Annotated in this window: 10 protein-coding genes; 7 read left to right on the top strand and 3 right to left on the bottom strand. The window is 38.9% G+C overall.

Going from position 1 to position 12,910, the window contains the following annotated elements; genetic code table 11:
• The first annotated feature begins 29 nt into the window (after positions 1 to 29).
• On the top strand, positions 30 to 338 hold the full coding sequence (locus RMX98_RS28060; protein ID WP_322675730.1) for a DUF5132 domain-containing protein: 309 nt from the start codon (positions 30 to 32) through the stop codon (positions 336 to 338).
• Positions 339 to 635: 297 nt separating this feature from the next.
• Positions 636 to 1,214, top strand: coding sequence for an HMA2 domain-containing protein (locus tag RMX98_RS28055; RefSeq protein WP_322675731.1), 579 nt, complete (start codon positions 636 to 638; stop codon positions 1,212 to 1,214).
• 204 nt (positions 1,215 to 1,418) lie between these two features.
• Here the strand turns inward: RMX98_RS28055 and RMX98_RS28050 are convergent, their stop codons facing one another.
• Complete coding sequence (locus RMX98_RS28050) at positions 1,419 to 3,785, bottom strand: WD40 repeat domain-containing protein (RefSeq protein WP_322675732.1); 2,367 nt, start codon at positions 3,783 to 3,785, stop codon at positions 1,419 to 1,421.
• Positions 3,786 to 4,121: 336 nt separating this feature from the next.
• Between RMX98_RS28050 and RMX98_RS28045 the strand changes: the two genes are divergently transcribed.
• Together RMX98_RS28045 and RMX98_RS28040 are read left to right on the top strand one after the other, a co-directional pair.
• Entirely contained in the window at positions 4,122 to 4,763 is a 642-nt protein-coding gene (locus RMX98_RS28045; RefSeq protein ID WP_322675733.1) for an HMA2 domain-containing protein, read from the top strand.
• 142 nt (positions 4,764 to 4,905) lie between these two features.
• Complete coding sequence (locus tag RMX98_RS28040; RefSeq protein ID WP_322675734.1) at positions 4,906 to 6,042, top strand: phosphatase PAP2 family protein; 1,137 nt, start codon at positions 4,906 to 4,908, stop codon at positions 6,040 to 6,042.
• Positions 6,043 to 6,341: 299 nt separating this feature from the next.
• Here the strand turns inward: RMX98_RS28040 and RMX98_RS28035 are convergent, their stop codons facing one another.
• Positions 6,342 to 7,580 carry a hypothetical protein gene (locus tag RMX98_RS28035; protein ID WP_322675735.1) on the bottom strand — a complete coding sequence of 413 codons (1,239 nt, stop codon included), beginning with the start codon at positions 7,578 to 7,580 and terminating at the stop codon, positions 6,342 to 6,344.
• A 147-nt stretch (positions 7,581 to 7,727) separates the two neighbouring features.
• Entirely contained in the window at positions 7,728 to 9,017 is a 1,290-nt protein-coding gene (locus tag RMX98_RS28030; protein WP_409881917.1) for a DUF4157 domain-containing protein, read from the bottom strand.
• Between the two features lie 95 nt (positions 9,018 to 9,112).
• Between RMX98_RS28030 and RMX98_RS28025 the strand changes: the two genes are divergently transcribed.
• From RMX98_RS28025 to RMX98_RS28015, 3 genes are read left to right on the top strand one after another with little or no spacing between them, the layout of a single operon-like run.
• Entirely contained in the window at positions 9,113 to 9,352 is a 240-nt protein-coding gene (locus tag RMX98_RS28025) for a hypothetical protein (RefSeq protein WP_322675737.1), read from the top strand.
• Positions 9,352 to 9,876 (top strand): phage tail protein, encoded by a 525-nt coding sequence (locus RMX98_RS28020; protein ID WP_322675738.1) that lies wholly within the window; start codon positions 9,352 to 9,354, stop codon positions 9,874 to 9,876. Before RMX98_RS28025 ends, RMX98_RS28020 begins: the two co-directional genes overlap by 1 nt.
• 23 nt (positions 9,877 to 9,899) lie before the next feature.
• On the top strand, positions 9,900 to 12,893 hold the full coding sequence (locus RMX98_RS28015; protein ID WP_409881578.1) for a hypothetical protein: 2,994 nt from the start codon (positions 9,900 to 9,902) through the stop codon (positions 12,891 to 12,893).
• Positions 12,894 to 12,910 lie beyond the last annotated feature (17 nt).

Raw genomic sequence — 12,910 nt, 5'->3', positions numbered from 1 at the left:
AACTTTTAATTAATAGGAGGAAATTCAAAATGGCACCTAAAATTAGTGATTTTGTTGAAGATGCAGGCGCTCCCGGTATTATAGCCGGAATTGGTGCAGTACTCTTAGCACCTGTTTTGTTGCCCATTGTCGCTGGAGTTGGCAAACCCTTAGTTAAATCAGTCATCAAAGGCGGAATTGGTCTTTATGAAAGAAGCAAGGGAACCATTGCCGAAATGGGAGAAACCTGGGAAGACATGGTAGCCGAAGCTAGAGCAGAACTTGCTGAGGAAAAACAAACACCAGCCTTTGAAGCTACTGCTACCAATGTGGATAGTGTTCCAGAAAATGGTGCTTAATTTCATTTGCATATCAGCAGGTAAAATTGTTCCCGATATGGGAATTTAAATTACCAAAATCTCAAATTAGTAGGGTGCGTTACGGTGTTTAACCTAACTTACCCTACAAAAATATAAAATTTCATAACTCATTTATAACTGCTATATAGCAATCCTAAATTAAGTCATGAAAATCTTTGATTCCTCTCTGCGTTTTCTGCGGTTAATTTATTTTTAAAAATGATTTAAGACTGCTATATAACAAGGACTTTTACAACAAGAAAATTCCTATAATAATCCAAGTTAAAAGGCGGTTATATGCTAAAAAATGGTTATAAAACTGACAACAAAATGCCAGAACTTATAAATAAAGCAAGCTTTAAAACACCACCAAAACCGATATCTACAAAAGTTGTAAGTTCAACTCCGGGTAGATTGCGGTTGAGAATAGCGCATTCCCATCGTCAACCAGAAAAAATGCAACGCCTTGCTAATGCTTTATTAGCAAATCCACACATTAATCGAGTTAAGACAAATGTTTCTCATGGCAGTATTGCGATCAATCACGATGGTAATGATGGCAGTCTGGAAGATGTGCTAGCAACACTTAAAGATTTAGGCATAATTTTTGCAGATGTTACCGAAGGTAACACCGAAGCAGCAGCCGGAATATCATCTGCGGTAGTTGACTTAAACCAGCGCGTGAAACAGTCAACACATGGTGCTTTTGATTTACGGATTCTTTTCCCTTTGGGATTAGCTTCTTTGTCGTTACGGCAATTACTTAATAAGGGGTTGCAGTTAGAAGTTATTCCCTGGTATGTTTTAGCATGGTATGCTTTTGATAGCTTTATTAAATTGCACGGAACTAGCCAACAAAAATCAACAAACGAGTAACCAAAGCAGTAAAAAAGCTTAAAAGAAAGAATTCAGGAGTCAGGAGTCAGAATTCAGAATTGAATTTGGTGCGACATTTGGATAGCGCGAACGTCTGAATAAATAGGCTTAAATCTCCTACAAACCAAGAAAATTTGATGTTACAACAATTGAATAGTGGATCTAAATTCCCCAGAAGAGTGATTCTGACTTCTGAATTCTTATTTAATTGAACCGCCAAATTTTGATGGTTTTATCAGAACTTCCACTAGCAAGAAATTGACCATTGCAGCTAATAGCAATAGAGTTGATTGCCCCTGAGTGTTCTGTTAGAGTTTGTAGTAACTCTCTAGTTTGCAAATGCCAAATTTTGATAGTTTTGTCTGCGCTACCGCTAAAGAGAATTTCGCCATTATGACTAACAGCTAATGATCTAACCTCTTCTAAATGTCCAGTCAAGGTGTACAGTACTTTACCCGTAGCTAGATGCCAAATTTTAATGGTTTTATCTGCGCTACCGCTAAAGAGAATTTCTCCATCAGGACTAATGATTACTGATTTCACCTCACCTGAATGTCCGTTAATAGTGCGTAATGGATCACCTGTGCGTGGGTTCCATAGCCTAATTTTATTATCACTACTAGCACTAGCAAGAATTGCACCATCGGGACTTATAGCAGCAGCATTAACTGGCGATGAATGCCAAAGAGTACAAATGCGTTGGCATAGCCCGCCGTAGGCATCACCTTTATGCAAATTCCAAATTTTGATTTTATTACTACCACTGGCAAGAATTTGTCCGTCAGGACTGATTGCGATGCAGTTAACTGGTTTTTGATGTCCTAACAGAGTGTGGATTAGTTTGCCAGAATTAGTATTTAATACCCTAACATTACTTTTGGGATGTTGGGAACTACCAACTGCAAGAAAATGTCCATCAGGACTAATAGCAACAGATGAAATTTCGCCTAAATCTTCTGTGGTGCGGATAAGTTTACCAGTATTAATATTCCATACTTTAATGGTTTTATCTGCACACCCACTAACTAAAGTCTCACCATCAGGACTAATAACAACAGATGTCACTTTTTCAGAATGTCCAGTTAGGGTGTGGCTAAGGATGGTATGTTCTAGTTTAACTTGGTGTTTGAGGTTGGCGACGCAATTTAAAATTTCCTCAACATCAGCAATACTTTGACTATCACCCACTGCGACAAAATATTCTCTTAGCTTTTTGATATATTCTTCATCTTTAATGCTGACGGCTGATTGCATTGCCTGAAGCGGGTTAGTAGAATCCTGTACTGATATTTGGCGTAGTTGTAACCATGTATTCACAGAATAATTGAGCTGTTCGTTTGCCCAAGTGCTTAGTTTACCGCCATAGGCATAGCTTAAATGTGATAGACTCTGGGCTAATTGCAAAGCCAATTCTGGAATCCAGTAAGAACGCTCATTTTCCAGAGCTTGGTAAAGTTGTTTGTAACCTGAAGCGATAACCTGTATTGATTGTAAATCAATACTATCTGACAGCAAACTCGGCACCAACTCTGGTAATAGTGGAGGTACACTATGATCAACCAAGTGGTAAGCATCCGCTACCCAAGCTGCAACCAAACAGTGATAGGTAATCAAAACCTGACAAAGTTTTTCAAAATCCTGACGATTGACTTGATATTGTAAGGATAACTTACTAATATCAATTCCTTTTTCACTCCATTTTTCTACCTTTTCTAAAATTGCCAAATTAACAACATTCTCTTTTCCAATATGATTAATTTCCTCTAAGTCTTCTCCCAATGCAATGAGTTCGTCTCTAATTTTTTTCCATTCTAACGCCCGTTTTTTAGCAGATTCTTCCAGAATTTCTCTATAAGGTAAACGAGCAATTGTTTTATAATAATAATTACTTTGTCCCAAACCCCAGTAGGCAATCCGAAAATTTAAATAATCTCCATCATTTTCTGATTCCAAAATTAAAATAGGCTCTGTTTTCAACATACAAAACAGAGCCTTAATACTTGATTCGCTGTGAAAACGTTTACTATCCCAAGCTCCTGCTAACAACTCTGTTGGTCTAACTTGATTATGTAAAGAGTAATGCTTGTTGAGAAAATCTCGTAATCCTTCAGCCAACGTTAACTCAATTTGAGAAATTATTTCATCTCTATTATTATCAAATTGGTCAAAATATATTTTAGGAGAAGCGATAAAAACTTTTAGTGGAGTGCGCCCATAATTAGTATGTTCTAAAATTTGTGAAGGGTATAATCTTAAAGGCCAGCTATCAAGAATTTTATTGACTTCCGGCAACTTGAGTGCTGTTTCTCGCTCTTGCGCGGCTATTCTTAATCGCATTTCGTGATTATCAGCTACTAATTGCTGTTGAAGAATTCTTTCTTGTTCAAAGTCTTCAACATCACTGCTTTTTGGATTTGCAGTATTTAGAATTTTGAGTAATTCGGGAATTGCTTCAATCGGTTTATATTTACTCAGAGCCAAACTGTCTTGACTTCTCTTTTGTACTAACTCTACAACAATAGGTGCGAACTCTAGTACCAGTTGAATTAGTAACGTTAACCCTTGCTGCATAAACACATACCTAGAAACTAAATAAGCAACCTTTGGATGAAATCAAGGCAATCCTCCTATCGAGTCAATTCATAGATATTCTTGATCTTACTACTTGGGAGTATAGTAACCTAACTTATAAAAGTTAAAAAGTTTACGGTTTTATACAAATATATACTTAAATAAGTGTAAAATAAATTAACTTAATGGCATCGGCAGCTAGATTCACTACTGGGATAGATTTTTTTATTCCCAAGAATAGGTATTACTAAACTAAAGTCAATTCTCATAACACCAATAGATAAGTTTATAAGCCTCTGTTCAGGTTGTTATTTTTTGAAATTAAAAATCAATCCTATGACTTCTAGAAAACGGTCAAATTCTAAAAATAATGCTAATGTTAATCAGCATTTTTCACCGAAAAATGTAGCTAAAAGTGTAGCTAATAAAACAGCACCATCTCAAAAGATATTCTATAGCATTGTCCATGCAATTCCTGGACGCATTCGTTTTCGTATTCCTCTGTTAGCCAGAGATCCTGAATATGCTAATAATCTCAAATTAATGATAGAATCTGACACTAGAGTTACAAATGTCCGCGCTAACCCACAAGCTGCATCCATCGTCATCAATTATCAAGTACGTGCAATTTCAGATAATCAAATGCGTGAGCGTCTAGTTCACCTAATTCAAAACGCCCAAGATGCGGTTGTGCCAAAAGAGGTAGCGTCAAAATCAATTGTGGGAGCTATGTTTGATGCTCTAATCAACTTAATTGATAGTACACGTAAAATCAACCAAGCACGGAATGTTATTGTGTATCGAAGGTTTAGAACAGATGTTTGGGAACGAATACTTTCTACCTCAAGAAGCATAATTAAGAGATTGAAATCTGCCACCATGTTTATCTTGCCCAATAAGCAATGGCGATCGCGGGGTAATGGTGGGGTGAACTCCCAGGCTTTACAACTGCAACCTGCCAGCGAAAAAGTTGTGTAGCTGCCAGTACAGTGATAATTAATATTATTTATGGTTAAGAGTAAGTAGCCTTGGAAAAACTACGCTTCTCCAGAATGCATGAAAATCCCTCTTCTCTAGTAGTTCCTAGCCTAAATATTCCTATTATCAATCAAATAAAAAGATGGGTACAGTTCATTTCAATAAACTTCCTAATGAAAATCACTGCGTTCAAGCAATACATACTGCTGTTAAAGGAAGAGCTAGATATAAGGTAAATGGACTTTATCATTCAGAAACTCTTAAAAGATATCTTGAGTCAAGATTATTAGAGCAGGAAATAATCTTCCAAGCTCGTGCCAATAGTTACACAGGAAATGTCCTTGTTATTTTTTCTCCAGAAAAGAGTTTAAATGCGATCGCCGTTCGCGAAGCGTGTCCGGCAGGACAAGGCGCGTCTTCTCTTCGAGATGCTACACGAACGACCATCGCGCAGCTTATTGAAGAAATTGTCTTAGATTATTGGAAAAAAGGCGGTAAATTACTTGGTTCTTCCATAGAAAGCCAATCAGTCAAGGTTCCAAAATCATCTGCTGCTAAAGAAAATGTTGCTTTGGTTAGGGGAAATAATCGAAACATATTTGATTCAGCCGTACTGTCTCAAATATCTGAAACAAATAGTCAATTTATTCCGGTATTGGGGGCTGTTTGCGCCCTTGTAGGCGCTACCGGACTGTTGTATGCATATAATCTTGACGAAGCCATTTTGCTATTGATTCAAAAGCTGCATACACCACTGCGCGATCGCATCATGCTTAGTATCACTTTTCTTGGCGATCCAGTAGTAATGCTGATATCTTCTTTAGGACTGGCAATTAGTCCTTTATATTACAATCGTCACCGGGAAACAACTATCTTGGGCATTGCTGGAGTCGGTGCAATCTTGCTAAATTGTTTGATGAAATTATTATTTGGTAGAGCGCGTCCAGCGCTGTGGAAACATATTATTAATGTCGGTCAACACAGTTTCCCTAGTGGTCATGCAATGGTTTCAATAGTGATTTACGGTTTCACCGCCTATATTCTAGCAAAGCAGTTTCCTCAATGGCGCTTGCAGATTTATGCCTTAACTGTTGTCTTAATTGCTGCAATTGGTTTCAGTCGGCTTTATCTTGGAGTACATTGGCTAACTGATGTCACAGCTGGCTACGGGGCAGGTTTAGTATGGTTGATTGTCTGTATTTTGAGCTTAGAATTGCAGCAAAAATCTCGCTTATCACTAGAATATAAGCAAAACTTGCCAATTCTTTCATCTAATTAAAGATAGAAAAGACAATGTTTTGAGATGCGTAAATTTAGCTTACAACTGACTTGGAGATGCTGATGAGAATGGCTGCGTCTGAGTTCATTGACTTGCGTGAGATTGTTAACCAAATGTTAAGGGATGCCTCCGACAGGGTACACCTACGTGCTCATGAAGCAATTCACCCAAAGCTTGAAACAACCTTCGATGTGTGAGTTTATATCTGTCAGTACATTTTCACACAATGTTCGCTAAAATATCAGGCGATCGCTCTATGTTATTGAGGATAAATAACTGGTTAATTATTATCTGGCAGATCATCCGACTACCAACTTTCCAATAATGAAGTCCGGATTTTCCATACTTTGTTTAAAATCTACTGCATTTTTATAAGTATTTAATACCCAGTTTGCATCTATATAGTTAGTGGCTCCAGACGTTGTACCTGCATTTCGTTCTACCACAATCAATTGTCCTGAATCTTGATGTATTCCCACCACTGCTACTGCATGGAATAGTTCTGCTTTATTTTTGTGTGCAACGAGCAACCCTTGATTGAGTTGTAATGGCATAGCGTTAAAATCGTAATCTGTGTAGCCCTGATTAGAAAGCTTGCCACTGATTTCATCCTTACTGATATTGAATGCCTTTTCGTTCTTGCCTTTACTTTGATTATGGAAATGGAGTTCCACGGATTTTTCTGGAGGTTCAGTGTCAGGCTTCCAATCTGGAATGTTGTTGTTTCCATGATGAACAATATGTTCAGCTGATTCGATGCAGCTTACTGGTAACTTAAATCCTCGAATAGCGGTTAAAGATTTACCATCGTCGCTCAATTTGAGAATATTTTTATTTATAGCCCACTTATTTGCATCCTCATTATTTTCCAATTTGAAACCTGTATACCCAGGCTCCTCTGTTTTAGTCGCCGTTTTAGCTTTTTTATACTTATCTTTTGTTATTGGGTCTAAACGTCGTTTTTTCGGTTGATTGGAGTAAAATTCCTGATAGTAGTTGTCCTGTTTAGTGCTTTTATCCTCTTCAACTCGTTGTAAAACTGTGGAATTGAACTTCGCAGACAGAAACTCCAAACTTCCTGTCTCTGTTACACCCACTAATTTCTCGCGATACCGTGTCCTTGAGTGGTTAATAGAAGCTTCCATATCTGGCATAGCAGCCATTCCAGCATCGGACTGACGCTGTAACGTTGGCTTCATCTGAGCGAGTTCATCTTCTTCCTCTAGCGATGCTTCCGGTTGCACAGACTGTTTATTTCCAGGCTGACTCATTCTCTGCATCACCTGCTGTGCTACTTTATCGGCTTCCTGCTCGTATATATCTCCTGGGTGATTAACAGTGAGTTTTGCTTGAGGGCGACGCAGTGGTATTCGACTAATGTCATGTCCAAGGGGTTTATTGAGGGGTTGTACTAATGGAACTGATTGCAATGAAGCTTCTGAGGAATCTAAACCAAAGCCGCGTATCGGGTGTTTGAGAGATGGTATTGAAGAGGAAGTAGTGGTAGCTTTTTTGGGCTGGCTTACACGTTCTCTCATTTACTTCTCCTGATGGCTGATCAGTCTGTGGATATTTGCTGATTCACATACTTAGGATACAGCGATCGCACTCACAACAAAATTTGTCGAAAGTCTAAATTTACAAAAACTCTATAGTATTGGGTCGCACTAATTACCTACAATCCACTATTGTCCCCATACCCCTGTTATGCTAACGGTACGCCCTTGCTCATTAAAATAGACTTTCACCCATACCCTGCCATTTTGTACAGATCCTCTTTCCCGAATAATATTGTTATTGGCTCCGTGAGCTGCCCTGATGATTATGTAATTGCAATTAATTGGCACTTTCCATATTGGCCCACCCAGTAATTCTGCTGCGTCGTAGTCTGCTCCTAGCACTAAAGCCTTAACATTAGCATCTGTCTCCATTAATACCGTGTTAGTTGTCCCACGCCCATTGTTTGCTCGATTTAATGTTGCAGTTTCTGCTTGTGCCTCGGTCTGTGCGAGATGATCCGAGATGAATGTGTTACTGCTGTTATTTGCTGTGTAATTGTGTTGAGGCCCACCAATCGGTGTCTTTTGAACTAAATATGATGTAATGTTGAGTTCTCTTTGCAATGAGGATTGCTCATGTGATGAATACCTCTGTATATCACCATTCTGCTGCACAACGTGAGTCAACTCATGTGCCAATAACTGCTGTCCGTCCCGACTCCCAGGATTATATTCTCCCTGCCGAAAGAACACATCTTGTCCCGTGGTGAAAGCACGCGCCTGAATTGACCGATTCAACTGGTCTGATTGACCATCCGTGTGAACCTTCACTCGGCTGAAATCTGCGCCAAATGCCATCTCCATCGGTTCGCGGATGTTGTCTGCGATCGCCACTCCACTACCCCTTGCTTGGTTAATGGATGCTTCTATGTCTGGCGCTGCATCCATCCCAGTATCAACCTGAGGCTGCACCATTGGCTTCATCTGTAATTCTTCCTCATCCTCTGGAAATGCTTCTAGTTGCAGTGTGCTAATGTCCAGAGGTTTCATCTGTAATTCTTCCTCATCCTCTGGTAATGCTTCTTGTTGGATAGACTGACGATTTACAGGTTCTGCCATTCTTTGCATTACCTGCTGTGCGACGCTATCAGCTTCCTGTTCGTAAATGTCTCCAGGCTGGCTAATTGAGAGTTTTGCCTGTGATCGCAGTGGTATGCGACTGATATCGTGAGTAACTGGTTTATCAAGTGGTTGTATTTTAGGAACCGCTTGGCGTGAAATTGTCGACGACTCCAAACCAAAGCCACGTGTCGGGTGTTTCAGAGATGGAATTGAGAAGCCTGTAGTAGTTTTTTTCTGCCGGCTGACGTGTTCTCTCATTTTCTTCTCCAGATGCCCAAGTAGTAGCTGGGTGAATATTTTGCTGTTACTAACATCTAGAGTACTGCGATCGCACTTGTAACACAATTCACCCAAAGTTGAAATCCAGGCAAAAACTAAGTTCGACTTTTGGCTACTTTTGATTCTGATGCACTACCTTTAGCCTGGATTTAGGGAGAGTTTTTTTATTTATGGACTCAAAACAGCAACAAAATTTTTTCACCTTCGATGGAGATGTTGGCGGTACTGCTGGCTACGCTGGGGTTTCGGCGGCATCTGATGCAAGCAACGCGGCTAAAACGGCAAGTAAATATCTCAACGACTCACGGCTGATGAACCAGCTGACAGAACACGTGTATAAACTTTTGCTAGAAGATTTGCGATCGCAGCGCGAAAGGCTAGGTAATTATAATTCCCAAAGGTGGTTGTGATGGCTACAGGCGCTAATAATGGCAACATTACTCATGAATTAAATTATGTCACTACTAATCGTTTCTACGTAGAAATAGACAGTTCTATTGCTGCCTCTTTTTCTGAATGTTCAGGATTAAGTATTCAAATTAAGAAAAATGTTTTTCAAGAAGGTGGTGTTAACGACCAGCAAAGAATTTATTTAGGTCATACAGAATTTGCAGATATAACTCTTAAACGAGGATTTACCGATCATCCAGGTTTTTGGAACTGGATGAATGCAGTTTTTGATGAACAAAAGAAAACATCTCGACGCAATGTCAATATTCTGATTTTCAATCAAGCCGGTGAAACAATGATGAGTTGGACTTTGATTGGTGCTATTCCTATAACTTGGAAAACACCTGCACTCCAAGCAGATGGTAAGGCAGTTGCTATTGAAGAATTAACTTTAGCTTATGAAGGCTTACAAGTTGCAAGGTCTACAGGAGGAGGCACTTCTGTACAACGGAATCAAAAAAGTGGATATTTCGTTTCTAGCTAATTGGCTATTTATAAACGATAACTATGCAAATTATTCAATCTCCACTAGGAAACAATATTCAGCCCATTGGGAGAATATCATCTTTATCAAATCCTGAGAGAATGGTATTGAGAAAACAGTCTCATTCTCTATATTCACGAAGTAATTTTATTAGCCCAATACAAACTAAACTACCATTAGTTACATCCTCTAAATTTTTATTATCTCGTGAAAATGAACCATCGATACAACCATTAATAGGTTGGGATAGTTGGGATAATCAAGATATAAATAGTGATTTACCATTATTTGAATCTGATTATTTTGATTCAATATCTATACTCGAAAATAGTCATATTAATACTGATGAAATAGTAAAAAACAGTATCCCAGATATACTGCCAAATCGAATTGATGGAAAAACAAGTGATGATACCTCGAAAAAATTAAATATTAAAGGTAAATCTCAATCAAAAAAAGCAAATAAATCTCAAAAACCACTTGAAAAAAAATCCAAATCTAGGAAAGCAGCCAAACCATCTTTGGCAAAGAAGAGTGTTCAAAAAAATGTTAATATTAATGGTAGTGAAAATAGTTTATTAACATCAAATGAGCCTCTGTCTATTGAGACTAATTTAGAAATACCTACATTGCAACTGGATAATGCTGTCGTTGATAACTCTCTAGGTTTGCTGTCAGCACTAACCTCATCTAAACTTGATGATGCACCTACTTTGCTTCATCCTTTGGCGAATGATGAAAATACTGTAGAGCATATTGCTGTACCTAATTCGGAATCTTCAGTTGCAGAAAATCCTATTACAATACAACAAGAAATTGATTCCAGTATTTTAAGTGATTCTCTGGCAAGTATACCTGTTGAATTAACACCTACTTCAGTCGATATTGAAGACACCTCTAGTTTATTCAGAAACTCTGATAATAATGAAGCTTTAGTAATTTCAGAGTCACAGTCTGCTATGGTAGTTAATGTCTCAGATGTCTCAGCAAATCTGACTTCACTACAACGTAACAGCTATCTTAAAAGTACTAATAGCGAGTTTACAGAAAGTCAGCCCATTTTAGTACCACCTGAAATTGTTGAAATACCAACAATTAGCGCCATATCACCTGAGATAGGTGAAACTGCGATCGCACCGCTTTCCGTCACATCATCTGAAATTGGTGGAACTGCGATCGCATCGCTTTCCGTCACATCGCCAGAGATTTCTGAAATACCAATAATTACTCCGACATCGCCTGAAATTGATGGAACTGCGATCGCACCACTTATCACCACATCACCAGAGATTGTTGAAACACCAATAATTAATCCTACATCGCCAAAGATAGGTGAAACAGCGATCGCACCACTTATCACCACATCACCAGAGATTGCTGAAACACCAACAATTAATCCTACATCGCCTAAGATAGGTGAAACTGCGATCGCACCAATTAGCGCTACATCGCCTGAGATTGGTGAAACACCAATAATTAGCGCCATATCACCTGAAATTGGTGAAACTGCGATCGCACCAATTAGCGCCACATCACCTGAGATTGTTAAAACACCAATAATTACTCCTACATCGCTTGAAATTGGTGAAACTGCGATCGCACCATTTTCTGCTATATCGCCTGAGATTGGAGAAACACCAATAATTACTCCTACATCGCCTAAGATAGGTGAAACTGCGATCGCACCACTTCTCACCACATCGCCAGAGATTGTTGAAACACCAATAATTAGCGCCATATCACCTGAGATTAATGAAACAGCGATCACACCATTTTCCGCTACATCGCCAGAGATTGGAGAAACACCAATAATTAGCGCCATATCGCCTGAGATTGGTGAAACTGCGATCGCACCAATTTCCGCGACATCGCCTGAGATTGGAGAAACACCGATAATTAGCGCCACATCGCCTGAAATTGGTGAAACTGCGAGTATTTTTAGGGAAATTATTGATAATGAACAAATAGTAGAATCAGAATTTATCTCTGCGGTAACAAATGAAGAAAATCCTGAAATATTAACCTTTGTTGATACCTCAGATAATCCCATCTCCCCAGAAAATGAGGTAAACATACTACCTCAAGTTGAGCAAAATGCGATCGCAGAAAATTTGCCAGCACCTAAAGGTTATGCTACTGGTGGCCACGTAACAGATTCCCGCGTCGAAAATCGCCAGCAGATAGCAGCCTCGGATACAGTACCTGCAATGCTTACGCCTGGGGAGTTTGTGATTAATACTAGAGATGCACAGAAGAATCTACCTTTACTACATCACATCAACACGGGTGGAACACCCCAAGATATTATTCTTCCAAGTTTACAGACACCCAATTCCACAGAACCAGAAGAAACAATTTCTCCAGAGACTCCGACTAAAGTCGATTCTTTTCCAGACACTTCATTACAACTAAAAAGTGCTGAGACTGATTCTCCTGAGATATCCAATTCTTTAATTCCTTCTTCCTTGGGGTTGAATATTAATAAACAGAAACTTTCTATTCTCAATTCTCCAGAGATTCATACCCTTCACAATGAAACAATTGATGTAGATGAATCCTCACCCCAATACTCATCGCCTCCCCTGATTTTCCGCAAAGCAAATTATCCCACTAAGACATCTTCCCAATGGTCAAATACACCTTCTCAATGGTCAAGTGTAGAAGATTTACTAAATGGAAATGATGATGAATTCACTAGCTTTAATTTTAATGATGGAGAATCTAATAGCCATTATGAATTTTCTCATGTTTCAGAATCACCACAAGTTTTTGCTAAACACCTTCCATCACCTAGAGGCTTTGCTGATGGGGGAGAAGTTACTCCACCCGACATATCTAGAGAAATAGCACCAGTAACTGAGACGATAGAGAGCGCATCCTCATTTTCTCAAGAAGATGAGAAAGATGATACAGCCGATCTTGAAGCTCTAGCTCGTGAAGTTTATAGCAGATTACGACAACGAATAGAAATTGAGCGAGAACGACATGGTGGTTCCTCTGGTAGATTACCTTGGTAAATTTGTATTTAAGAATT

This window comes from Nostoc sp. DedQUE02, assembly GCF_034531035.1.
Taxonomy (GTDB): Bacteria; Cyanobacteriota; Cyanobacteriia; order Cyanobacteriales; family Nostocaceae; genus Nostoc.
The sequence above is the reverse complement of the archived record's forward strand: the minus strand, read 5'-3'. Positions and strand labels throughout refer to the sequence as shown.

Excerpts from the sequence above, each read along its gene's own strand:
- RMX98_RS28050 (WP_322675732.1), bottom strand. The coding sequence starts at position 3,785 with ATGCAGCAAGGGTTAACGTTACTAATTCAACTGGTACTAGAGTTCGCA.
- RMX98_RS28035 (WP_322675735.1), bottom strand. The coding sequence starts at position 7,580 with ATGAGAGAACGTGTAAGCCAGCCCAAAAAAGCTACCACTACTTCCTCT.
- RMX98_RS28020 (WP_322675738.1), top strand. The coding sequence starts at position 9,352 with ATGGCTACAGGCGCTAATAATGGCAACATTACTCATGAATTAAATTAT.
- RMX98_RS28015 (WP_409881578.1), top strand. The coding sequence starts at position 9,900 with ATGCAAATTATTCAATCTCCACTAGGAAACAATATTCAGCCCATTGGG.
- RMX98_RS28045 (WP_322675733.1), top strand. The coding sequence starts at position 4,122 with ATGACTTCTAGAAAACGGTCAAATTCTAAAAATAATGCTAATGTTAAT.
- RMX98_RS28055 (WP_322675731.1), top strand. The coding sequence starts at position 636 with ATGCTAAAAAATGGTTATAAAACTGACAACAAAATGCCAGAACTTATA.
- RMX98_RS28040 (WP_322675734.1), top strand. The coding sequence starts at position 4,906 with ATGGGTACAGTTCATTTCAATAAACTTCCTAATGAAAATCACTGCGTT.
- RMX98_RS28060 (WP_322675730.1), top strand. The coding sequence starts at position 30 with ATGGCACCTAAAATTAGTGATTTTGTTGAAGATGCAGGCGCTCCCGGT.
- RMX98_RS28025 (WP_322675737.1), top strand. The coding sequence starts at position 9,113 with ATGGACTCAAAACAGCAACAAAATTTTTTCACCTTCGATGGAGATGTT.